This is a genomic window from Asaia sp. As-1742, assembly GCF_011753235.1.
Lineage (GTDB): Bacteria > Pseudomonadota > Alphaproteobacteria > Acetobacterales > Acetobacteraceae > Asaia > Asaia bogorensis_B.
The window spans coordinates 488,720-508,657 of the sequence record NZ_VWWA01000003.1 but is presented as its reverse complement, the minus strand read 5'-3'; the positions used below and the strand labels follow the sequence as shown (position 1 = coordinate 508,657).

Genomic DNA, 19,938 nt, shown 5'->3' with positions numbered 1-19,938 from the left:
CGCGACAGGCGCTCGGCAATGCGGGTCACGGCATCCAGCTCAGAAAGTTAGCCATGATTGTCAGTCCGGTCTTCTGGCTCTTCTCGACGTGGAATTGGGTGCCACACCGGTTGTCCCGCGCGACGATTGCCGGCACGGCCCCGCCGTAACTTGCCGTGGCGACGATGTCAGCGGAGTTCCACCCTGTCAGAGCGTAGGAATGCACGAAGTAACCGTGGTCGCCCTGTTCCAGCCCTGCAGTCAGCCTGTGTGCGCCGGGTTCGAACTCCAGAACGTTCCAGCCCATGTGTGGCAGACAGAGCCCCGCCTCGAGCGCGAACTCCATTCTCGCGATACTGCCCTCTATCCAGCCGAGCCCTGGCGTGCGTCCGTGCTCAAGGCCCCATTCTGCCATAAGCTGCATGCCCACACAGATGCCCAAAAAAGGCGTGCCGCGATCGGTCGCCTCAACCAGCGCTTCGCGAAGGCCACCCCGCAGCCCGGAGGCGCAATGAGCAAACGCACCCTGTCCGGGAAGGATGATATGGTCTGCCTTCAGAACAGTTTCAGGGTCGGCCGATATCTGCACTTCGGCGTCCAGCCCGCGCTCCGCAACGACGTGGCGCGCCGTTTGTGCTGCTGAGGCCAGATTTCCACCATCATAATCGATGACTACAACGCGTCTCATAAGGCAGCGCGATCCTTGTCCATCAGCCTGAGGCGAGCCTCCTCAGCCGAGCGCCCCATCCAGAGCCCGTTGCTGGCATAGCCCTTGAGCCGGGCATCCCAACCAATCACTTCGGCCCCGAACACGGCCAACAAGACGTTGAAGGCCCACGAAAGCAGCAGCCCTGCACCCCCGCCACAACGCAGGAGGAGTACACTAACCAACGCTGTCAGAGCGAACGCAATCCAGCGCCCACTGGCCAGCAATGCGAGCGGACCGAAAACGAGCAGGGACCAGTGAAAACCCTGCTTAACCATGATCGGCGTACCATGACCGTCGGCGCGATAGGCAAGATAGTCGTTCACAAGACCCCCTTCGTGGATGGAATCATGCCAAGCGCTCGCGGATCATGCGCGACCGCCATTCGCAGAGCGCGGGCAAATGCCTTGAATCCGCTCTCTGCAATATGATGAGCGTTGCGCCCGGCCTTGCAGGTCACATGAAGCGCAATCGACGATGCCATGGCAAAGGCGCGATAGAATTCCTCGAACAGATCCGTATCCATCTCGCCGATACGCTCGCGCTCGAAGGTTACATTCCAGGCGAGGTAGGGCCGGCCCGAGATATCCACGACCACCTCACACAGCGCCTCATCGAGTGGCACCAGCGCATGCCCGAAGCGGGTGATGCCCTTCTTGTCACCCAGCGCTTGGGCAAAGGCCTTGCCGAGGGCGATGCCAATATCCTCGACGGTATGATGGCCATCCACATGAAGGTCACCGTGACAGCGCACATCGAGGTCGAATCCGCCGTGCTTGGCAAGCGCGGTCAACATATGGTCGAAAAACCCTATGCCGCTATCGAGTTCGGCCTGCCCGCTGCCATCAAGATTGATCGCAACGGAGATATCGGTCTCACCGGTCTTGCGGTGGATGCGGGACTGTCGGGCGTCTGTCATGTTTCCCTCCATAAACTATTCGTCGCGAATACGCGATGGCCTCTTGGCGAGCACGCGGGAACTTGCCATCTATCCGGCATGAGCAGCTCTCCCGCATCATCCCCCGCCCTTGATGTCCTGCTATCCAGGGCCTCGACCGATCATTTGAGCGCGCCCGCTCCTGACAAGGAGCAGATCGCCCGCATCCTCTCTGCCGGGCTGCGCGCGCCGGATCACGGGAAGATGCGACCCTGGCGATACATCGTGATCAAGGGCAAGCATCGCGCGGAATTTGCCGAGCAGGTCGTCAAGGCCATGAGCGCGGCCGACCCTGAGGTGCCGCAAAAGAAGATCGACAAGCGCCGCCAGCGTTTTGGTGAGATGCCCATGACCATAGCCCTCGTCATGGACATCGACTCCCGAGGCAAGATTCCCGTCTCGGAGCAGGAACTGTCGATTGGCGCAGGGGCCATGAACGTGCTGAACGCACTCCATGCCGAGGGTTTCGGCGGTTTCTGGGTATCGAGCGACTTTGCCGAGCAGCCCTGTTTCCGTGAGGCTTTGGGCCTTCGGGACTCCCAACGCCTCGCAGGGTTCCTTTTCGTGGGCACACCGGACAAACCAGTCCATGGCAGCAAACGCCCCGACATTGCCGAGTATATGGCGTTCTGGAAGGGCGAGCCCGTGAGCTTCGAGGCGGACAAGTGACGCGCACAGGCTCATCGCTCGGTTTCGATATCACGATTGCCGGGGCCGGCCCGGCAGGGCTGGCCTGCGCGCTTTCTCTCGCCGAGAGTGGATGGCGCGTCGGCGTTATCGATCCGGCACCCGATACGGCCCTCAGCGCACCTAAGTTTGATGGTCGTGAGATCGCCCTGACCCATCACTCGCGCAGCTGGCTGCAGACGCATGATGTCTGGCGTCACATCCCGTCCGAGTATGTTTCGCCCCTGAAAACTGCCCGCATTGAAACCGGCCAGGAAGCGCCGGATCATCCTTCGGGGGCTTTGCTGTTTCGGGCCCCGGCAGGGCAGGAATTCGGCGACGCGACAGAAGCGCTGGGTTATCTCGTTCCCAACCACCTGATTCGCACCGCGCTGCATCGAGCGGTTCAGGAGCAGGGCAAGGTATCGATCCTGTCGGGTCGCTCTGTGGCCAGAAGCTCCGGCACCAGCGATGTCGCGACGGTCTTGCTCGATGATGGCAGGCTCATCGAAAGCGCTCTTCTGGTCGCCGCGGATGGACGGTTCTCACGCATCAGACAGTCTCGCGGAATTGGCGCAATCGTGCATGATTTCGGCAAGGTCATCATGGTCTGCCGCATGCGCCACCCCGAGCCGCATGACGGCGTGGCGCTGCAGTGGTTCGATGAAGGGCAGACAATTGCCCTCTTGCCAGTGGCAAATGACGATCAGCCCGGTCATTTGTCATCACTCGTGCTGACCCTTGATCCTTCCGAAATTGAGGCGCTCAAGCAGCTCGATAAAGCTGCCTTTGATGAGGACATCACGCGCAGGACACAGGGGCGACTGGGCCCAATGAGCCTGGAAAGCGCGCGCTGTACCTACCCCCTCAAGACCGTCTTCGCCCATCGCTTTCAGGCCCCGCGCCTTGCCTTGATCGGCGATGCCGCTGTGGGCATGCATCCGATAACAGCCCATGGCTTCAATCTCGGGCTCAAAGGCCAGAGTATCCTGAGTGAGGAAATCGGCTTGGGTGATGCCGATCCGGGCGCTGCCGATGTGCTGCGACGCTTCGAGCGCCGTCATCGCCGGGCCACGGCACCCTTGTTTGCCGCCACGAATGGTATTGCCTCACTTTACACCCATGACGCCAAACCTGTTCTGGCATTGCGCCGGGCGGGGCTGGCGCTTGCCGAGCGTCTGACACCGTTCAAATCCTTGGTCACAGGCTTCCTGATGGACCGTGACCACGCAGCCTGAGCCGTTGTCTGAAAAAATTCAGGGTGAGAGATGAAATAAGGGGGCGGGAGATTGATCTCCCGCCCCCTTGTTCATTTCAGAGCCGATCGCTGTGATGTCAGGCTGGCTTGCCAAGTTCGACCCCGGCTTCCTGCAATACGCGGTAGGCATCCAGCATGATGGCATTGGTCACACCCCCAACATCACGCACCGAGGCGACCTTGGCCGAAAGGGCGAGCGTTATACCCGTATCGGTAATCGCCGAGATGGCAACGCCGGGCGCCGGGTTCTGGAGGATATCCTCGCGCTGGGTCATCATGTCCATCAACGCTGCCTGAGCCTTTGTCGCATCGGCACGCGGAGAAATCGTGACGGTTGCAGAAGCGGCGCTCAGCGCGGTGCCGAGCGTCGCATTGCGAACGGCAGAGGTGATGAACTGCGAGTTCGGGACAATCATGGTCGATCCGTCGCCAAGACCGATTTCGGTCGAACGAACACTGATGCGTTTGACATCTCCCTTGATAGAACCGAGTTCAATCAGGTCGCCAACGCGGATCGGCCGCTCCGCCAGCAGGATCACGCCTGACACGAAATTCTGCACGATGGCCTGAAGGCCAAAGCCGATACCGACAGACAGGGCGCTGACGACCCAGGTCAGGTTTTTGACCGTCACGCCGGCTTCTGAAAGCACCATCAGAAACACCGCGATCCATGCGACATATTTGAAGATGTTAAGGATCGATGTGCGGGCGCCGATATCAAGATTGGTCGTCGGGAAAAGTCGTGACTCAAGCCACTGGCTGAATGCGCCGATGGCATAATAGGACACAACAAGAATAACGAGACAGAGGACTGCCGTATTCAGCGAAAACTGAACGCCATTGATGGTCTGGCCGACAAAAAGCCCACGGACGTTATCCGCGACAACCGGAACATCGAGCCTGCCTTCGGAAAGGCAGATCGCCACGAAAACGATAATCAACCCGATATTGATGGCACCAGATACAATGACCCCGAACTGCGCGACCCGGTTAGCATGGACACCGAGACGTGAGAGACGTCTCGAAACGGTCGAGCCAACCGAAAATGCGCGCGTGGTGAATTCCTTGACCGCCACAGAGAGCAGAAAGAGTGTCGAAAGGCTCACAGAGAGTGTCAGTGCCCATACGGCAACAGCAAATGCGAAGGCCAGATAACCCAGCGCAATGGCAATCCAGCTGACTACGAGCACCAACCAGGCCATGCCATAGAAAGCCGGCGCCATTTTGGCGTCTGTTCGACCGGTCAGCTTGCGGCACAAACCTACGAAAAGGAGGCTTACGACAATCGTGAATAATGCCTCGATCAGACGCCGGGCGGTTGTGGGAAAAGCGTTTTCCTGACCGACAATTATGAAAAGTGTCTGGAGCAGCAAAAGGATTGCAACGCCCCAGTCTACACTCCACAGGGCACGGGTGACGTGCTGGGACACCGCGTCTACGGCGGTAGCACGGCTCAGGGCCGGCAGGCCTGCTCCGAGGATGAAGCCGCAAAGCGGCATGATACCGGCAATTCCTGCTGCAAATAAAGGGGAGCGGCCGGCGTCGAGAGACAGTAACCCGGATGCGATCTCCCAAAGAACGAACATGATGAAGCCGCAGGCCAGACCGCTGAGCGCTACAGGGATGAAAGACTGGTGCGTGTCATCGAGGGGCTCGCCGGTGAAGCGCGTCGATATGTTACTCTCCGCCACGCGAAAAAGGCGGTAAACCGGGCGAGACAGCAGGGCTGTCAGAGCGAACACGACGATCAGCGACCCAAGCATCCAGGGCCAGTTGTAGAGCACCCCAGCGTAACCGTTATTCAGTGGCGGGGCGAATGTCAGACGAAGGTCCTGACCCTCTGCGACAAGATTGCGCCAGAACGTCAATGTAAACGGCGAAGCGATGCGCTCGGACAGCAGAGCCTGCTGACTCACCGTACCGCGCCGCTGGACCTCCAGCTGGACCTGTTTGGCCTGCAAACCGAGAAGCTTGCCCTGTGTCACCGTAGACTTGATATCTTGCAGCACCGCCTGCAAATGAGCTCTTTGCGCGACGATGGCCTGACTTTCTCCGTCCGCCTTGGCACCGACGATCTCAAGGTAGCTCTGATAGACAGTCTGATACGACGTCGCCTGCGTCTGTATTGACTGGGCCATTGTCGTGATCGTGTCTATCTGATCAGACAAGTCAGAAAGGGTCTCACTGCCAAGAACGATGTCGGTGCGGTTAAGCTGGCCGTAGATATATTTCAAGCGCCCCTGCGCCGTAGCAATCTGACGGTTCAGTGTGGCCGAGACAGTCGTCCAGCCGTATCCGTCAGCTGCCGATGGAACCAGCGGTGTTAGCGATGAACTGCTGTCGCTGGGAGCCGCTTGAGCCAGTGAAGGCGATACCGAAAGGGCAAAGACAAGGAAGAGCCCGTAAAGGGTTTGCAGGGCCGACCGCCTTTTCAGAGCAGACATTTCGATGATCGCCTCCAGTGTTCGTTCAGGATGATAGGGATGCAAACGGTCGAGGGGCCATTACGTTTGCATCCTTGGTTTACCCACTGCTCAGCTTCGCAGAGACTTCAGGTCGGTTACGGACTCCAGACCCTCACGGGAGAGCTCGCGTAGCAGTTCCTTCTTGATGCGCTGCACCAGATAGGGTCCGTGATAAATCAGGGCGCTATAGACCTGCACCATATCGGCGCCAGCCCGCAGGCGTTCGAAAACGTCGAAACCGCTCTCGATGCCGCCGCAGGAGATCACGGCTATACGCCCCCGAACCAGCGGCACAATCCGATGAAGCATCCCCACCGCCAGCTGTGCCAGAGGGCGGCCCGACAAACCGCCAGTCTCTTGCGCAAGAGCAGAGCGCAGGGAAGGGGGGCGACTGATCGTGGTGTTGTTCACGATGATACCCGCAGCGCCGCCTTCGATGGCCGCCTCGACAATTTCCGGCAGCGCGTCAGGGTCGAGATCAGGCGCCAGCTTGATGACAAGGGGCGGGTGCCCGACGTTATGGCGCTTCACGGCATTGAGGATGTCAAGAAGCGTGCCTGCGCTCTGGAGGTCACGCAGTCCCGGCGTATTGGGCGATGAAAGGTTGATGGTAATGTAATCAGCCAGAGGAGCGACGCGCGAGACGAGATAAGGATAATCTTCCAGAGGGCGGGCACCGAGCTTGTTGATGCCCAGATTGGCCCCGACCGGCACCGCCCTAAGTGCTGCATTGCGCCCAGCCTGGAGGGAGCGGAACCGTTCAAGCCGCTGGACAAAGGCATCGATGCCATCGCCGTTGAACCCCATGCGGTTGATGATCGCCCGGTCTTCGGTCAGACGGAAAAGACGCGGCTTGGGGTTGCCCTCCTGCGGGCGCGGCGTCACGGTGCCACATTCGACGTGACCGAAACCCATACGGGCCAGAGCAAGCGGGGCGCGGGCATTCTTGTCAAACCCCGCGGCGAGGCCGACCGGGTTTGGAAAACGCAGCCCCATACAGCGGGTAACCAGCGCTGGCACATCCTTCGCGGCACTCGGCCCGAGCCCCAGCGCAAGCGCCTCGATGGCGGCTTCGTGCGCCGTCTCCGGGTCGAAACCGTGGAACATCTGGGTTGAAAGTCTGGATAGGAACGCGCGCGCCATGACATATCCTGCAGGTAATTTCTGTGCGCCTCTCTATAACGTCGTGACAGGACGGGTCGACCCCTTTCCAGGTCAATTTGCCTAGCCAATCACAAAACCCGATGTCGCCACCCGACCCGTTTCCTGCTCTGGTGCAATACCCGGACAGAGGTGCTCCTGACTGCATGAAAACGGGCAAAACGTGACCGGAAGATGCGATGGACCGTGGAAAGGCCGGGCACGACCTGTTATGCGAAGCGCCACGCCACCCAATCGGGCGCAATATGGAGACAGCATCATGTGGGATGAACCCTATCTCGAAACGTGCTGTCGCTCGACGCTACATCGTGTGCTTCTCTGCGAGGGCATAGGCCGTCCGCAGGATTTGCGCGACCAGCCTTGTCTGGAGCGCCTGCAGGAGATGGGTTTTGTGACTCTGGGCGATGACGGGCGCTTTCACATCACGCCAGCTGGCATGAATCGCCATGATCAGGAAATAGGGCAGCTCAAGCCAATGAGCGCCCGGGCTTCCCATGTGCGTGCCTGACAGGCCACGCACGGGCTATCAACCCAACCGGGCAATCTTGCAGAGGCCGTGATCCTGCATCGTTAATTCGATTGACAGTACGCGCCTAACCACGCAATGCTCCCGTCCATACCAGGGGGGGCCTCGACAAGAGGCTGAGAGGCTGATGGCGGGATTTCCGCAGCGCAGCGACCCTTTCGCCCCGGCATGTGGGCGAAGAACCTGATCCGGTTCGTACCGGCGTAGGGATTGGTGTGAGCGGCCCGGTCCCCCTACACGCGACTTCCGTTCACTCTGCTCTTGCGCTGTCGGACATAACTCCACGCCGCAAGGGGAGACATGATGGACGACTCAACGCTTCATTCCACCAAGGTCAACACGCTCGATCGCGCGCCCGCGCATGGCACGGTCACAACCGGTCCAATCTCGGGCTCGCGCAAGATTATTTCAAGCCCGGCTGACCGGCCCGATATCACCGTGCCATTTCGCGAGATCGATCTCGAACCCACCGCGAACGAGCCCGCGGTGAGGGTTTACGACACATCCGGTCCTTATACCGCCCCCGGCTATCATGCCGATGTATCTCTTGGTCTGCCCCGACTGCGCGAGCATTGGCTGTCGCGCCGTGGCCTCACGAAAGTGACCGAAACCCGCGCGATCAAGCCCGAGGATAACGGCTTTGCCAAGGGCGATCACGCGGTGCCCCAATGCCCGGCCCCCCACGGCGTTCTGTGCGGGCAGGATGGCCACCCTGTGACCCAATACGAGTTCGCCCGTGCAGGGATCATCACGGAAGAGATGATTTTCGTCGCCCATCGTGAAAATCTAGGGCGCGCCGAAATGGTCGAGGGTGCCGAGGCACGCCGTGCCGATGGTGAGGATTTCGGGGCTGAAATTCCGAGCTTCATCACCCCAGAATTCGTGCGCTCGGAAATTGCAGCCGGTCGCGCAATCATCCCTGCCAATATCAACCATCCCGAACTCGAGCCCATGATCATCGGGCGCAACTTTCTGGTGAAGATCAACGCCAATATCGGCAATTCGGCAGTGACATCCTCCGCCGCCGAGGAAGTTGAAAAACTGGTCTGGTCCATACGCTGGGGCGCCGATACGGTGATGGACCTCTCAACCGGTCGTAACATCCACAATATCCGTGACTGGATCCTGCGCAACTCGCCCGTGCCGATCGGCACCGTGCCGCTCTATCAGGCGCTCGAGAAAGTGGGCGGCGTTGCGGAAGACCTGACCTGGGAAATCTATCGCGACACCCTGATCGAACAGGCGGAGCAGGGGGTGGATTACTTCACCATCCATGCAGGCGTCCGCATCGCCCATGTGCCACTGACGGCGCAACGCACCACAGGTATCGTCTCACGCGGCGGGTCGATCATGGCCGCATGGTGCCTCGCCCATCACCGCGAGAATTTCCTGTACGAACATTTCGACGAGATCTGCGACATCATGCGTCGCTACGACATCTCGTTCTCGCTGGGTGACGGGCTGCGCCCTGGCTCAATCGCCGATGCAAACGACGCAGCCCAGTTTGCCGAGCTGGAAACGCTAGGCGAACTCGCCCGAGTGGCATGGGCGAAGGGATGTCAGGTCATGATCGAAGGGCCGGGCCATGTGCCCATGCACAAGATCAAGATCAACATGACCAAGCAGCTGCGCGAATGTGGCGAAGCCCCGTTCTATACGCTCGGTCCGCTCACCACCGATATTGCCCCCGGCTATGATCACATCACCTCAGGCATCGGCGCCGCGATGATTGGCTGGTATGGTTGCGCCATGCTCTGTTATGTCACGCCAAAAGAGCATCTTGGGCTGCCAGACCGATCCGACGTCAAGGTGGGGGTCATCACCTACAAGATCGCCGCCCATGCCGCAGACCTCGCAAAGGGGCATCCTGCCGCGCAGGTCCGTGATGATGCCATCTCCCGTGCGCGTTTTGAATTCCGGTGGCAGGACCAGTTCAATCTGGCACTCGACCCGGATACAGCGCGGTCTTATCACGACGAGACCCTTCCGAAAGAGGCGCACAAGACTGCCCATTTCTGCTCGATGTGCGGGCCCAAATTCTGCTCGATGAAGATCAGTCATGACATCCGGCGCAATGCCGAACGTGAGCAGGGCATGGAAGACATGAAAGAGAGCTTCAAGGCCCATGGCGGGAAGCTTTATCTGAAGACAGACGAGGTCGAGCCGGCCTGACCTATTGTACCCGGCGGCCCCTGAAAGGTCGCCGGCACCCGGCGTTGCTCCTCCCACCTCGCGGGGCAAAGCGGGCAGGGGCAGGACGTCCTGGATCGGACATATCATTCAGGTGCGGGCGCCTCACCACCATGTGACCTTTCTTGTCAGCTCTCGGCCAACCGCGCAGACGCCTTGTGCCGCAGGAACTCAGGCCAGTCGTGGGTATCCCTGGTCCCTCAGGAAAGGTGACACCCCTGCCGGGTTGCGATAAGAAAACCCCGGTTTCATGGTCCGGGGTTTCATGACGTATCTTTATCTTCTGATTGCGATCTGCTCGGAGGTGTTTGCCACCACCATGCTCAAGATGTCGGACAGCTTCACGCGCGCAGTACCGGGCATGCTGAGCGTTCTGGGCTATGTCATCTCGTTTTACGCGCTATCCTTCACCTTGCGTACCATGCCCACCGGCATCGCCTATGCCATCTGGTCCGGCGTCGGGATCGTGCTGATTTCGGCCATCAGCTGGATCAAGTTCCGCCAAGCCCTCGACACGCCAGCTCTGATCGGGCTCTCCTTCATCATCGTTGGGGTCATTGTTGTTAACGTGTTTTCGCGCTCGGTTGGGCATTGATCGACAGATCGCGTCAAAACATCCGAAGATACACGCATTTAATTGACGATTGCCGTGGCAAATTCATATGCGGATAAGATGAAGGTGCCTATGGACGATCCGCATATTCTTGAGGTCTTGCTCGGCCGGCTTGGCCCGGCGAGACCTGCCCAGCCCGAAAACGCGCCTGCTATCCCCAAGCCCAAACGAGGCAAGAAGCGGCAGAGCGCTCCCGACAAGACGCGCTCCAGGGCTGGCAACAGGAAGGATACCAAGGGACGTACGCCGCAGTCTCCGGTTGTCGCCGTTCTCTCTGACGACGCGCTGCGACGTGATCTCGCTCATGCCACTGTGCGATGCGTTACCTTCTACTCGCTCGAGCAACCTCAGGATCTGGTCGAGCAAAGCGCCACCTTTATCGAGGCGCTTCTGCGCCTGTGGGCGCTGCGCGGTATTGACGCAAAAGCCGTGTGGCGCGAGATCGATCATCGGGTGCAGCTGGGGAACCTGCTGAACCAGATCAATCGCGACATCCCTGCCAGCTCCGATACGACACGCAGATTCTGGCGTCCCTCATCCACCAAGCTCCCCTGACCGGATCCGCTCCAGAACACCCATGGAAAATTCTGCCGATATTGCTGTTCTTTTCGTTCTTCTCGTCTCGGCGCTCTGGGGCGGCGCACGTGGGTTTGCAAGGGAGGTGTTCAGCCTTGCTGCCTGGGTTGGCGCTTTCGTGCTGGCGGCGCGCACGGCGCCTCTCATTCTTCCCTGGATTGCGCAGAAAGTTACTGACCCGCTTGCTGCAACGGCACTCGCCTATATCATATCTTTCATCGTGCTGGTCCTTGTTCTGTCGACCGTTGCGCAGCGCTTCGCTACCGGGCTTCGCAGCGTTCTCGTAGGGGGAACGGACAAGCTGCTCGGCTGCCTGTTCGGTGTTGCACGCGGCTATATTCTTCTGGTCGTGCTCTATCTTGTCTGCGTCTCAATGGTGGGCACGGTTGTGGCCCATTCGCTCATTGCAGGAAGCAAATCGGGTCCCTACATCCTCGATGGCGTCTATTTTGTCAGGGAACTAATGCCATATTTCCCGAAACTTCATCTTGCCATGCCGCCCGCAACAGGTCATGAGGCTGCCTTCTGACAGACCCCGGTCCCGAATGGCCCATTCCAGATCGCCCGATCGCCGCATCACCGATCGCCCCATTTCCGGTCGCCCAAGCGTGACCATGCCCAGGAGCGCCGCCCGATGATTGATCCCGCCACACTCGAAACTGCGAACCGTCCCTACGAGGAATGCGGCGTGGTTGGCATATGGGGAGCCCCCGACGCCTCTGCTCTGGCAGCGCTCGGCCTTCACGCCCTTCAGCATCGCGGACAGGAAGCCGCCGGTATTGTCAGCCATGATGGCGAACGCTTCTGCCAGCACAAAGGCCTTGGCCTCGTGGGCGACGTTTTCAGCGACGCACGTGTCATGAGCACGCTCAAGGGCAGCGGAGCCATTGGCCATAACCGCTATGCAACGACCGGCGGTACGCTGCTGCGCAACGTTCAGCCGCTATACGCCGATTTCGAGTTCGGCGGTCTGGCGGTGGCACATAACGGCAATCTGACCAATGCGGCAACGCTGCGACAGGCGCTCGTCAAGCGTGGCTGTCTGTTCCAGTCCACGACCGACACAGAGGTGTTCGTTCATCTCATCGCCATCTCGCTTTACGCCACTGTGCTGGAGCGTCTGGTGGACGCCGCCAAGCAGGTAAAGGGCGCCTACTCGGTGGTGGCGCTGGCGCCCGACTTCCTTATCGGGCTTCGTGATCCGCTGGGTGTACGCCCGCTTATTCTCGGTCGCGTAGCCGATGGCGGCTGGATGCTGGCCAGCGAGACTTGCGCCCTTGATATCGTGGGCGCCGAATTCGTGCGCAATGTCGAGCCAGGCGAGATGGTGATCATCGACAATGACGGGATACGCTCCATGCGTCCCTTTGCGCAAACCAGCCCGCGCTTCTGCGTCTTCGAATACATCTATTTCGCCCGCCCTGATTCGATCCTTGAAGATCACTCGGTCTATGAAGCGCGCAAGCAGATTGGCGTCGAGCTTGCCCGCGAGAGCGGCGTGGAAGCCGATGTGATCGTGCCCGTACCCGATTCAGGTGTGCCCTCTGCAATGGGTTTTGCCGCGGAGAGCGGTATTCCGTTCGAGATGGGCATCATCCGCAACCACTATGTCGGACGCACTTTCATTGAGCCGACGGACCAGATCCGCAATCTGGGCGTTCGCATGAAACACTCAGCCAATACGCCCGTGCTCGCAGGCAAGCGTGTCGTGCTGGTGGATGATTCGATCGTACGCGGCACAACGTCACGAAAGATCGTCGATATGGTGCGCGCTGCCGGGGCAACCGAAGTGCATATGCGTATCAGCAGCCCGCCCACGAAGCATCCTTGCTTCTATGGCATCGATACACCCGAGGAGAGCCAGCTTCTGGCCGCGACACACACCATCGAAAAGATGGCCGAGGCCATTGGCGTGGATAGCCTTGCCTTCATCTCGTTCGATGGTCTGTATCGTGCGCTTGGGCATGACGGCCGTACCGGCGCACAGGGACGGTACTGCGATGCCTGCTTTACCGGTGATTACCCGATCGAGCTGGTGGACAAGGAAGGCAGGCTGGTCGCCTGACGAATGAGAGGGGCCTTTTCAGGCCCCTTTTTCGTTTTCGAGACCGCAGAGAAACATCCTCACAACGCGGCGCAGATAACGCGGCGTTTCGTCCCAGTGCTGGCGCGGCCGACAATGGCTTAGCTCGCACAGCATCGACGTCGCGAGCGAAGCGCCGAAAAGCAGGTCAGACGCTTCCTCGACATCGTCAATCGCCAGGGCCCCTTCATCGACGAAGCGCTCGAGCCACACGCGTAGTGGGAACGGGCCAGCCGCACTGGAGAAGAATTCGCGAACGAAGCGACTGACCTCGGGGTTACGCGAGACTTCGGCGATCACCACACGGATCAGACTGAGGCGCTTTTCGGTCATCATCGCGACAGCCAGACTTTCAAGCCCGTAAACGAGCTTGTCCTCCACCGTATCGCCGCAGAGTTCCAGATCACGCAAACCTGACAGAAGCAGGCGATCCCGGAGCAGTAATTCGACCATCTCCTGCTTGCTTGAGAACATATGATAGAGCGTCTTTTTCGACATGTTCGAGCATTGGGCAATACGGTCCATGGACGCGCCCGAATAACCGTGCTCCTGCAACACAATTTCGGCCGCGTCGAATATACGATCCCGCCTCTCAGTTTCACATAATACTGGCGGCCTGCCACAATGCTTGCGTAATGACGCCTGCTCTGGCTCTTGCATGATACTTTTGGTCTTGAGGGGCGTAACTGACATTGTATTGCGAAAAACCGCTCCTGGGCTTCAACAGGTCCGTTGACCAGCTTTCGGAAACCGTATAGTTCCCTATAGCAGAGAAACTCAAGGGTTTCCGAAGCCTTTTTTGGCGCGACCTTACGGTTTGCGGTTACCCTTCATGAACATCGGTAATTTTGGATAGCGCCAGCATGCGAGCATTTCCGTCTTATACGCCCCATTTGACGCGGTCTCTCAAGACCACAACAAGCCTTTCGCTACGCCTGTTTCCGTTAGCCCTCCTGACGCTCGATCTGACAGGATGCAAGCATAAGGCAGAAGCACCCAAGCCGCCGCCGCAGACAGTCGGGGTCTATACGGTTCATCCCCATGCCCTGAAGACCGCCACGTCACTTCCCGGTCGGGTAGAGGCATTCGAGCAGGCACAGGTCCGCCCCCAGGTGGGTGGGGTGATCCTCAAGCGTGCTTTCGAGCAGGGGACGGATGTCAAGGCAGGGCAGCTGCTCTATGTCATCAACCCGGCGCCCTACAAGGCAAGCTATGATCAGGCGAAGGCGCAGCTTCTTCATGCCCAGGCGGCAGCCCTGAGCATTCGTGCCCAGCTTGAGCGTTATCGCCCCCTTGCTGCGGCTCATGCTGTCAGCAAACAGGACTACGATAATACCCTTTCGTCCTCCCGTCAGGCGGAAGCTGATATCGCGCAGGCGAAGGCCAACGTGGACAGCGCAGCCGTCAATCTGGACTGGACCCAGGTACGCTCACCCATCGACGGGCGTATCGGCCGTATGCTCGTCACCCCCGGCACACTCGTCACCGCGGGTCAGACCACGGCTATTGCCACGGTCACGCGCATGGATCCGATCTATGTGGACGTGAACCTTGCCACCTCGGACATGCTGCGTCTGAGGAGGGAGTTTGCGAGCGGAAAACTGCAGAAGGTGTCGGGCAACGCCGCTGCGGTTGAGCTCACACTCGAGGATGGCAGCCGCTACGACAAGTCAGGTCAGCTCCGCCTGACCGAAGTCACGGTCGACCCCGCAACGGGCACCATGGTCGTCCGCGCCGAATTCCCCAACCCTGATCGCCTGCTGATGCCCGGCATGTATGTTCATGCCGAAGTCGCCGAGGGTGTCGATCCCAAGGCCATCACCATCCCGCAGCCGGCATTGCAGCGTGACTCCAAGGGCGATCCCTTCGTCTATGCGCTCGATGGCGACAACAAGGTGACCATGCGCTTCGTGCAGCTCGACCGCGCCCTTGATGGCGACTGGGTTGTGATGGGTGGCCTCAATGACGGTGACCGCATCATCGTCGAGGGATTGCAGAAGGCCCATCCGGGTGCCGTCGTAAAGCCGGTTGAGAAAACGGCTGACGGCAAGGCAGCCGACGCCCAGCCCGCGCACGCAGGATAAGAGTAGTCCATGTCTCGTTTCTTCATCGACAGACCGATCTTCGCCTGGGTTATCGGGCTGATCATCATGCTGGTGGGTGGGGTCGCCATCTTCAGCATGCCGATTGCCCAGTACCCCTCCATCGCCCCGCCACAGATCGCGATCACGGTTGATTATCCCGGTGCATCGGCCGAGACGGTGAACAACACCACCGTCCGGCCAATCCTGCAGCAGATGTTCGGCCTGGATCACCTCGAATATCTTTCGGCATCGTCCTATGGCAGCGGCCATATGGAAATCGACCTGACCTTCGCGCAGGGGACAAACCCTGACATCGCGCAGGTGCAGGTGCAGAACAAGCTGCAGCTGGCGCAGCCGCGCCTGCCGACAGAAGTTGTCAACCAGGGCCTGAGCGTCACGAAGGCCGTGAAGAACTTCATGCTCGTGCTCGCCTTCATCTCGACCGACAGCAGCATGTCGGGTCAGGATATTGCCGATTACGTAGCCTCGAACGTATCCGATCCGCTCTCGCGCGTTTCCGGTGTGGGTGACCATACGCTGTTCGGTTCCGAATACGCGATGCGCGTATGGATGGACCCCAACAAGCTCTATAAATATTCGCTCAACGTCAGCGATGTTCAGACAGCCATCCAGCAGCAGAACATTCAGGTTTCCTCGGGTGAACTGGGCGGTCTGCCCTCCACCAAGGAGATCGGTTTTGACGCGACCATCATCGGTCCGACCCGCCTCAGTGAGCCCGAGCAGTTCAAGAAGATCGTGCTCAAGGTACAGCAGGACGGTTCTCAGGTACTGCTCAGCGATGTCGCTCGTGTCGAACTGGGTGCGCAGAACTACAACCTGACCTCGTTCTATAACAACCTGCCGACGGTCGGTATGGCGCTCAAGCTCGCGCCGGGTGCGAACCAGCTGACAACCGAGACGGCAGTGCGCGCCAAGGTTGCCGAGCTCGAGAAGTTCTATCCGCAGGGCCTCAAGACGGTTTATCCGCTCGATACCGAGCCGTTCATCACCCTGTCGATCAAGGAAGTTGTCATTACGCTGCTCGAGGCCATCGCGCTCGTGTTCGTTGTGATGCTGATTTTCCTGCAGAATTTCCGTGCCACGCTCATTCCGACAATCGCCGTGCCAGTCGTGCTTCTGGGCACATTCGGTGTTCTCTCGGCCCTTGGCTTTTCGATCAACACGCTAACCATGCTGGCCATGGTGCTCGCCGTCGGCCTTCTAGTCGATGACGCGATCGTGGTGGTCGAAAACGTCGAGCGCGTGATGAGCGAGAAGGGACTATCTCCCAAGGAAGCCTCACGTCAGTCAATGGATGAAATCACCGGTGCTCTCGTGGGTATCGTGCTCGTCCTGACCGCCGTGTTTCTGCCAATGGCGGCGTTCAGCGGTTCGACCGGCGTGATCTATCGCCAGTTCTCGATCACCATTGTCGCAGCCATGTGGCTCTCGGTGCTGGTGGCCACGATCATGACCCCCGCACTGTGCGGCTCCATGCTCAAGCCCACTCACAAGGAGCACAAGACCGGACCGATTGCCTGGTTCAACCGCAATTTTGATCGCATGACCAATGGTTACCTGAACGGTGTGCGTCGCCTCGTGCGCAGCCGTCTGGTGAGCATGCTCATCTTTGCCGTCTTCGCTTTCGGTGCGGTCTTCCTGTTCCTTCGTGTTCCGGGCGGCTTCCTGCCGGAAGAAGATCAAGGCATTATCTTTGGTCAGGTGACCATGCGTCCGGGCGCCAATAATGCCCAGACGGCGGCGGTCAACCGCAAGATCACCGATTACGTGATGCATAAATACGGTGATATCGCGCAGTCGGTCTTTGCCATGAACGGCTTCAACTTCGCCGGTCAGGGCCAGAGTGCTGGTGCCTTCTTCATTCGTCTCAAGCCGTGGGATGAGCGTCCGGGGTACAAGAACACCACCATGTCGGTGGCTGGCGAAATCATGAAGCACTTCTGGATGGATCCGGAAGCCATCATCTTCGCCATCAACCCCCCAGCTGTGATGGAACTCGGCAACGCGGCCGGCTTCGATCTTGAACTGGAGGATAACGGGCATCTGGGTCACAAGGCCCTCCTTGCGGCCCGCAACCAGGTTCTGGGCGAGGCTGCCAAGAACCCGCGCCTGATGGCTGTGCGTCCGATGGGCCTTGAGGATCAGCCCCAGTTCCATCTGGATATCGACCGTGAGCGCGCCAATGCGCAGGGCGTGACGAACGCCGAGATCAACACCACCATCCAGGGGGCGTTTGGCTCGATTTACGTCAACCAGTTCATGCGCAGCGACCGCGTCAAACAGGTTTATATCGAAGGTGAAGCCTGGGCGCGCATGACGCCTGAGGATCTTAATAAATGGTATGTGCGCAATACCACCGGCAATATGGTGCCATTCAACTCCTTTGCCACGGGTAACTGGATTGTCGGCCCGCAGAAGGTGGAGGACTATAACGGTCTGAACTCCTTCGAACTGCAGGGTCAGGGCGCGCCTGGCACAAGCTCGGGCGATGCCATGAAGGAGATGGAAAAGATCCTGTCCCATCTGCCCAAGGGTATCGGGTATGAGTGGACCGGCATTTCCTACGAACAGGTCGCATCCAGCGGTTCGACTGGCCCGCTCTACGCACTCGCGGCCATCGTCATCCTGCTTTGCCTTGCCGCGCTTTATGAAAGCTGGGCCATCCCGCTTGCAGTGCTGATGGTGCTGCCACTTGGTGTGCTTGGCGCGATTGGTGCCACGCTGTGGCGTGGTCTGGATAACGACGTGTATTTCCAGGTGGGCCTGCTGACCACGGTCGGTCTATCGGTCAAGAACGCCATTCTGATTGTCGAATTCGCAAAAGAGTTCTTCGAGCAGGGTGACTCTCTTGAAGATGCCGTTCTCAAGGCCGGTCGCGAGCGTCTTCGCCCGATCCTGATGACGTCCATCGCTTTTGTCTGCGGCGTTTTCCCGCTGGCCATTGCGACGGGCGCCGGGTCGGCAGCACGTGTGGCCATCGGTACCTGCGTGGTCGGCGGCATGTTGTCCGCAACCCTGCTGGCCGTCTATTTCGTCCCGGTCTTCTTCGTGGTGATCCTGCGTCTGTTCAAGGTGACACGCATGAAGGATCGCGTCGATCCGTACGAACACCGCAATGAAGCTGCGCGAGGAGAGGGCGCATGAGCCTTTTGACCAGAACCGGATCGGTCGGCGCCCTGCTGGCGTTCACCATGCTCGCCTCATGCGATCTGGCCCCGAAATACCAGCGCCCGACCCAGCCCGTGCAGAATGCCTATCCTGCCGATGCCGGAGCGACGCAGGCCCTTCGGGGTCAGGCAGCCTCTGATATCGGCTGGAAGCATTTCTTCACCGATGCAAGACTGCGCGCGCTGATCGAACTTGCCCTGCGCAACAACCGTGACCTGCGCAGCCAGGCGGCAGCGATCATGGAGGCTCAGGGCAGCTACGAGGTTCAGCATGCCTCACTGTTCCCCCCCATCGGGGTAACAGGGCAGGGCCAGTATTTCGCTCCTTCTGATACGGCAGGCTTTTCCTTCGCCCCTGGTCTGGGGCGCGGCACGTCCATGCTGCGCTATTACGGCGTCAATATCGGCTTCTCCTCTTATGAAGTCGATCTGTTCGGCCGTATCCGCAACCTCTCCCGCCAACAGGCGGAAGAGTTGCTGGGCTCACGCATGAATGCGCAATCCGTGCTGATCAGCATGGTGGCGCAGGTGGCCAACACCTATCTCCAGTGGCTGGCGGACCGTGAACTTGTGCGCGTGACTGACCAGACCCTGACATCGCAAAGCGACACACTGCGCCTGACACGTATGAAATACGATCACGGCGAGGCCGATGCCCTGACGCTGGCCCAGACCCAGACCCAGGTCGAGCAGGCAGCCAGCAACAAGGCACAGTATGAGCGCCAGATGGCACAGGATGAGCACCAGCTGCAGTTGCTCATTGGTGTTCCTTTGCCTGACAGCCTGCCGGCACCCCAGCCCTTTGGAACCCAGACCCTGATGGCGGATCTGCCTGCAGGCCTCCCTTCGGACCTGATTGGGCAGCGCCCCGACATCCAGTCGGCCGAGCATAATCTGATCGGTGCCAACGCCAATATCGGTGCGGCGCGCGCCGCCTTCTTCCCGAAGGTGACGCTCACCGCGCAGGAGGGCGTGAGTTCCCTTCAGTTCCGTCACCTGTTCACGCCGGGTGCGCAGACGTGGTCGGTCTCGCCCAACATCACGTTCCCGATCTTCACCTGGGGTCAGAACGAGGGCAATCTCAAGATCAGCAAGGCGCGTCGTCTTGCCCAGATCGCCACCTATGAGAAGACGGTCCAGACGGCATTCAAGGAAGTGTCAGATGCCCTGACGGCGCGCGAGACCTATCTGGCACAGGATAGTCACCTCAAGAGCCTCGTCCAGTCGTCGCAGCAGGCCTTCGATCTGGCGATGATGCGCTACAATACGGGTATCGACCCCTATCTGACCACCCTGACGCAGCAGCGCAGCCTGTACGACGCGCAGCAAAGCCTCATCAATGTGCAATTGGCCCGTTACCAGAATCTGGTAACGCTCTACCGGGCACTCGGTGGTGGCTGGAGCGCCAGTGATGTCGCAAAGGCTCAGGCCATGCCCGGTGCCGCAAAACAAGGTTGATACAGGAATAGCTTTGATGAAACAGTCAGCGCCGCTTCGTCTCTTCCT

Annotated in this window: 17 protein-coding genes and 1 riboswitch; of the genes, 11 read left to right on the top strand and 6 right to left on the bottom strand. The window is 59.6% G+C overall.

The annotated features are described in order from the left end of the window. Positions 1 to 25: 25 nt before the first annotated feature. The 3 genes from hisH to hisB are packed head-to-tail and all read right to left on the bottom strand — an operon-like array spanning position 26 to position 1,604. A complete protein-coding gene (gene hisH, locus F3J08_RS07170; RefSeq protein WP_166928944.1) occupies positions 26 to 667 on the bottom strand; it encodes an imidazole glycerol phosphate synthase subunit HisH in 642 nt (213 codons plus the stop codon). Next, complete coding sequence (locus tag F3J08_RS07165) at positions 664 to 1,011, bottom strand: hypothetical protein (protein WP_166928943.1); 348 nt, start codon at positions 1,009 to 1,011, stop codon at positions 664 to 666. The genes hisH and F3J08_RS07165 overlap by 4 nt, the downstream gene beginning before the upstream one ends. After that, entirely contained in the window at positions 1,008 to 1,604 is a 597-nt protein-coding gene (hisB, locus tag F3J08_RS07160) for an imidazoleglycerol-phosphate dehydratase HisB (protein WP_062165762.1), read from the bottom strand. The genes F3J08_RS07165 and hisB overlap by 4 nt, the downstream gene beginning before the upstream one ends. A 78-nt stretch (positions 1,605 to 1,682) precedes the next feature. Here hisB and F3J08_RS07155 point away from each other — a divergent pair, with 78 nt between their 5' ends. Together F3J08_RS07155 and ubiM are read left to right on the top strand one after the other, a co-directional pair. Beyond that, positions 1,683 to 2,291, top strand: coding sequence for a nitroreductase (locus F3J08_RS07155; protein WP_062164548.1), 609 nt, complete (start codon positions 1,683 to 1,685; stop codon positions 2,289 to 2,291). Next, positions 2,288 to 3,526: a 5-demethoxyubiquinol-8 5-hydroxylase UbiM gene (gene ubiM, locus F3J08_RS07150; RefSeq protein ID WP_166928942.1), complete on the top strand. Its 1,239-nt coding sequence runs from the start codon at positions 2,288 to 2,290 to the stop codon at positions 3,524 to 3,526. Before F3J08_RS07155 ends, ubiM begins: the two co-directional genes overlap by 4 nt. A 97-nt stretch (positions 3,527 to 3,623) precedes the next feature. On the opposite strand, the gene F3J08_RS07145 is transcribed toward ubiM, so the two are convergent. Together F3J08_RS07145 and F3J08_RS07140 are read right to left on the bottom strand one after the other, a co-directional pair. Continuing rightward, positions 3,624 to 5,990 carry a mechanosensitive ion channel domain-containing protein gene (locus F3J08_RS07145; RefSeq protein ID WP_166928941.1) on the bottom strand — a complete coding sequence of 789 codons (2,367 nt, stop codon included), beginning with the start codon at positions 5,988 to 5,990 and terminating at the stop codon, positions 3,624 to 3,626. A 90-nt stretch (positions 5,991 to 6,080) separates the two neighbouring features. Beyond that, positions 6,081 to 7,154: a quinone-dependent dihydroorotate dehydrogenase gene (locus tag F3J08_RS07140; RefSeq protein ID WP_166928940.1), complete on the bottom strand. Its 1,074-nt coding sequence runs from the start codon at positions 7,152 to 7,154 to the stop codon at positions 6,081 to 6,083. 277 nt (positions 7,155 to 7,431) lie between these two features. On the opposite strand from F3J08_RS07140, the gene F3J08_RS07135 reads away from it, so the two are divergent. The 6 genes from F3J08_RS07135 (at position 7,432) to purF (ending at position 13,142) form a co-directional block, all read left to right on the top strand. Further along, a complete protein-coding gene (locus tag F3J08_RS07135; RefSeq protein WP_023977247.1) occupies positions 7,432 to 7,680 on the top strand; it encodes a hypothetical protein in 249 nt (82 codons plus the stop codon). A 104-nt stretch (positions 7,681 to 7,784) separates the two neighbouring features. Further along, a riboswitch (TPP riboswitch) is annotated at positions 7,785 to 7,926 on the top strand. Between the two features lie 72 nt (positions 7,927 to 7,998). Beyond that, positions 7,999 to 9,870: a phosphomethylpyrimidine synthase ThiC gene (gene thiC, locus F3J08_RS07130; protein WP_240149187.1), complete on the top strand. Its 1,872-nt coding sequence runs from the start codon at positions 7,999 to 8,001 to the stop codon at positions 9,868 to 9,870. Positions 9,871 to 10,153: 283 nt separating this feature from the next. Further along, a complete protein-coding gene (locus F3J08_RS07125) occupies positions 10,154 to 10,483 on the top strand; it encodes a multidrug efflux SMR transporter (RefSeq protein ID WP_166928939.1) in 330 nt (109 codons plus the stop codon). A 90-nt stretch (positions 10,484 to 10,573) separates the two neighbouring features. Then, the gene (locus tag F3J08_RS07120; protein ID WP_166928938.1) at positions 10,574 to 11,056 is read left to right on the top strand and encodes a hypothetical protein; all 483 of its coding nucleotides are present in this window, start codon (positions 10,574 to 10,576) and stop codon (positions 11,054 to 11,056) included. Positions 11,057 to 11,078: 22 nt separating this feature from the next. Further along, positions 11,079 to 11,606 (top strand): CvpA family protein, encoded by a 528-nt coding sequence (locus F3J08_RS07115; protein ID WP_166928937.1) that lies wholly within the window; start codon positions 11,079 to 11,081, stop codon positions 11,604 to 11,606. Between the two features lie 105 nt (positions 11,607 to 11,711). Beyond that, complete coding sequence (purF, locus tag F3J08_RS07110) at positions 11,712 to 13,142, top strand: amidophosphoribosyltransferase (RefSeq protein WP_166928936.1); 1,431 nt, start codon at positions 11,712 to 11,714, stop codon at positions 13,140 to 13,142. Positions 13,143 to 13,160: 18 nt separating this feature from the next. Here purF and F3J08_RS07105 read toward each other — a convergent pair whose 3' ends face one another. Continuing rightward, positions 13,161 to 13,820, bottom strand: a complete 660-nt coding sequence (locus F3J08_RS07105; RefSeq protein ID WP_166928935.1) for a TetR/AcrR family transcriptional regulator — start codon at positions 13,818 to 13,820, stop codon at positions 13,161 to 13,163. A gap of 203 nt (positions 13,821 to 14,023) precedes the next feature. On the opposite strand from F3J08_RS07105, the gene F3J08_RS07100 reads away from it, so the two are divergent. The 3 genes from F3J08_RS07100 to F3J08_RS07090 are packed head-to-tail and all read left to right on the top strand — an operon-like array spanning position 14,024 to position 19,890. Beyond that, a complete protein-coding gene (locus F3J08_RS07100; protein WP_122039471.1) occupies positions 14,024 to 15,244 on the top strand; it encodes an efflux RND transporter periplasmic adaptor subunit in 1,221 nt (406 codons plus the stop codon). Positions 15,245 to 15,253: 9 nt separating this feature from the next. Beyond that, positions 15,254 to 18,409 (top strand): efflux RND transporter permease subunit, encoded by a 3,156-nt coding sequence (locus F3J08_RS07095; RefSeq protein WP_122039470.1) that lies wholly within the window; start codon positions 15,254 to 15,256, stop codon positions 18,407 to 18,409. Further along, complete coding sequence (locus tag F3J08_RS07090) at positions 18,406 to 19,890, top strand: efflux transporter outer membrane subunit (protein WP_205206779.1); 1,485 nt, start codon at positions 18,406 to 18,408, stop codon at positions 19,888 to 19,890. The genes F3J08_RS07095 and F3J08_RS07090 overlap by 4 nt, the downstream gene beginning before the upstream one ends. The last annotated feature ends 48 nt before the right edge of the window (positions 19,891 to 19,938 follow it).

Coding starts and splice junctions, on each gene's coding strand:
- hisH (WP_166928944.1), bottom strand. CDS start 667: ATGAGACGCGTTGTAGTCATCGATTATGATGGTGGAAATCTGGCCTCA.
- hisB (WP_062165762.1), bottom strand. CDS start 1,604: ATGACAGACGCCCGACAGTCCCGCATCCACCGCAAGACCGGTGAGACC.
- F3J08_RS07155 (WP_062164548.1), top strand. CDS start 1,683: ATGAGCAGCTCTCCCGCATCATCCCCCGCCCTTGATGTCCTGCTATCC.
- F3J08_RS07145 (WP_166928941.1), bottom strand. CDS start 5,990: ATGTCTGCTCTGAAAAGGCGGTCGGCCCTGCAAACCCTTTACGGGCTC.
- F3J08_RS07140 (WP_166928940.1), bottom strand. CDS start 7,154: ATGGCGCGCGCGTTCCTATCCAGACTTTCAACCCAGATGTTCCACGGT.
- F3J08_RS07135 (WP_023977247.1), top strand. CDS start 7,432: ATGTGGGATGAACCCTATCTCGAAACGTGCTGTCGCTCGACGCTACAT.
- thiC (WP_240149187.1), top strand. CDS start 7,999: ATGATGGACGACTCAACGCTTCATTCCACCAAGGTCAACACGCTCGAT.
- F3J08_RS07125 (WP_166928939.1), top strand. CDS start 10,154: ATGACGTATCTTTATCTTCTGATTGCGATCTGCTCGGAGGTGTTTGCC.
- F3J08_RS07120 (WP_166928938.1), top strand. CDS start 10,574: ATGGACGATCCGCATATTCTTGAGGTCTTGCTCGGCCGGCTTGGCCCG.
- F3J08_RS07115 (WP_166928937.1), top strand. CDS start 11,079: ATGGAAAATTCTGCCGATATTGCTGTTCTTTTCGTTCTTCTCGTCTCG.
- purF (WP_166928936.1), top strand. CDS start 11,712: ATGATTGATCCCGCCACACTCGAAACTGCGAACCGTCCCTACGAGGAA.
- F3J08_RS07105 (WP_166928935.1), bottom strand. CDS start 13,820: ATGCAAGAGCCAGAGCAGGCGTCATTACGCAAGCATTGTGGCAGGCCG.
- F3J08_RS07100 (WP_122039471.1), top strand. CDS start 14,024: ATGCGAGCATTTCCGTCTTATACGCCCCATTTGACGCGGTCTCTCAAG.
- F3J08_RS07095 (WP_122039470.1), top strand. CDS start 15,254: ATGTCTCGTTTCTTCATCGACAGACCGATCTTCGCCTGGGTTATCGGG.
- F3J08_RS07090 (WP_205206779.1), top strand. CDS start 18,406: ATGAGCCTTTTGACCAGAACCGGATCGGTCGGCGCCCTGCTGGCGTTC.